Below are 1,747 nucleotides of genomic sequence, written 5' to 3'. Positions count from 1 at the left end.
GGCGCAAAGGCACGCGCCCCATCCGCTGGACCTCGCGCGAGCTGCTCACCCGCATCGGGATGGTGTTCCAGGAGCCGGAGCACCAGTTCCTGGCCCAGACCCTTCGCGATGAGCTCGCGGTCGGACCGCGGGCACTCGGCTGGGATCAGGCGAAGACGGATGCGGTCGTTGACGGTCTTCTCGAACGCCTGGGCCTCGCCCCGCTCGCCCTCGCCAACCCGTTCACGCTCTCCGGAGGGCAGAAGCGGCGGCTGTCGGTCGCCACCGTGCTGGCCGGGGCGCCGGAGGTCATCGTGCTCGACGAGCCGACGTTCGGACAGGATCGCCGCGGGTGGATCTCGCTCGTCGCCCTGCTGCAGGAGGAGATCGCGCGTGGCCGGTCGATCATCGCGGTCACGCACGACGACGCGGTGATCCGACACCTGGGCGGTCATCGCATCGAGTTGGGGTCGTCGTCGTGACGGCGACCGAGACCGTGCGCCCGGTCTGGCTCGACGGTGTGAACCCGGTGACGAAGCTGCTGCTCGCCCTGCTGCTGTCCGTGCCGCTGTTCGCCTCCATCGACATCACGAGCGCGCTGGCAGCGATCGTCCTGCAGCTGCTCTGCTTGCCGTTGACGGGGCTGCGTCTGTCGACGGTGCTGAAGCGCCTGCTGCCGATCGCGATCTTCGCCCCCATCGCCGGTGTGAGCATGCTGCTGTATGCGGAACCGGCAGGGCGCATCTACTGGACGTTCGGCTTCGCGACGATCAGCGACGACTCCATCACGCTCGCGATCGCGGTGAGTCTGCGAGTGATCGCGCTCGGACTCCCCACGATCCTGCTGTTCGGCGGCACCGACCCGACCGAGCTCGCCGACGCGTTGGCGCAGGTGGCCAAGCTCCCGAGCCGCTTCGTGCTCGGCATCCTCGCGGGAACGCGCATGCTGGGGCTCTTCCTCGATGACTGGCGCACCATGAGCCTGGCCCGTCGCGCGCGCGGTGTGGGCGACCGGGGTGTGCTGCGACGGTTCTTCTCGATGGCGTTCGTGCTGCTCGTGTTCGCGGTGCGGCGCGGCTCGAAGCTGGCGCTCGCGATGGAGGCCAGGGGCTTCGGCTCCGGCATTCCGCGCACCTGGTCGCGTCCCTCCCGGTTGCACCCGCGTGATGCGGTGGCGGTGATCGGCGGAATCGCGATCATGGCACTTGCGCTCGCCGCCGCCGTGCTCGTCGGGACGTTCCGTTTCGTCTGGAGCTAGCTCCGGTCGAGCTGGAAGTAGTGCTCACGGTGCAGTGCGCACCGCTCGTTGAACAGCGCCGAACACCGTGGACATGCCGTCGCCGCGAAGTACTCGGCGATCGTGAGCTCATGCCCGCACGCACCGCAGAGGATCGCCCGTCTGTCGCGCTCATGGGCCGCCCATTGCTGTGCCGCATGCTTCACGGTCTCCTCGTGGCAGCGGTGGCACGGGTAGTACTCGCCGCAGCAGGCGAAGCGGATCGCGATGATGTCGGTCGGGCCCCGATAGTGCACGCACCGGGTCATGTCGTCGACGACCGGACCGAGCACACGCGGCCGATCGTCGGGCACGATACTCACGTCTCGTTCCAGAGTCGACGGTAGTACTCGAGGCGCTCGTGATCGGGGTCGACGCCGTAGGCCTCGATCAGTGTGTCCTCCCAGCCTTCGCCGAAGTTCCACATCGTGCTCATCGAGGCCACGGCGATGTCGGCCCAGCGGTCGGCGACACCGAGAGCGGCGAGATCCA

At 68.5% G+C, this 1,747-nt stretch carries 3 protein-coding genes and 1 pseudogene; 2 read left to right on the top strand and 2 right to left on the bottom strand.

The window, feature by feature from the left end:
• Both DSP71_RS01295 and DSP71_RS01290 read left to right on the top strand, forming a co-directional pair.
• The coding region (locus tag DSP71_RS01295; RefSeq protein WP_147251154.1) for an ABC transporter ATP-binding protein at positions 1 to 461 on the top strand (461 nt) is incomplete at its 5' end.
• Positions 458 to 1,237, top strand: a complete 780-nt coding sequence (locus tag DSP71_RS01290; protein ID WP_113680161.1) for an energy-coupling factor transporter transmembrane protein EcfT — start codon at positions 458 to 460, stop codon at positions 1,235 to 1,237. The genes DSP71_RS01295 and DSP71_RS01290, both read left to right, overlap by 4 nt.
• On the opposite strand, the gene DSP71_RS01285 is transcribed toward DSP71_RS01290, so the two are convergent.
• The gene (locus tag DSP71_RS01285) at positions 1,234 to 1,578 is read right to left on the bottom strand and encodes a CHY zinc finger protein (protein ID WP_230977790.1); all 345 of its coding nucleotides are present in this window, start codon (positions 1,576 to 1,578) and stop codon (positions 1,234 to 1,236) included. The two genes, DSP71_RS01290 and DSP71_RS01285, sit on opposite strands and share 4 nt — an antisense overlap.
• Positions 1,575 to 1,747, bottom strand: a pseudogene (locus tag DSP71_RS22870) (aminoglycoside 3'-phosphotransferase); the annotation flags it as partial. The pseudogene DSP71_RS22870 and the gene DSP71_RS01285, both read right to left, overlap by 4 nt.

The organism is Microbacterium sp. H6 (assembly GCF_003314775.1).
GTDB classification, from domain to species: Bacteria; Actinomycetota; Actinomycetes; order Actinomycetales; family Microbacteriaceae; genus Microbacterium; species Microbacterium oxydans.
Note: the sequence above shows the minus strand (reverse complement) of the source record. Positions and strands in the feature narration are given on the sequence as shown.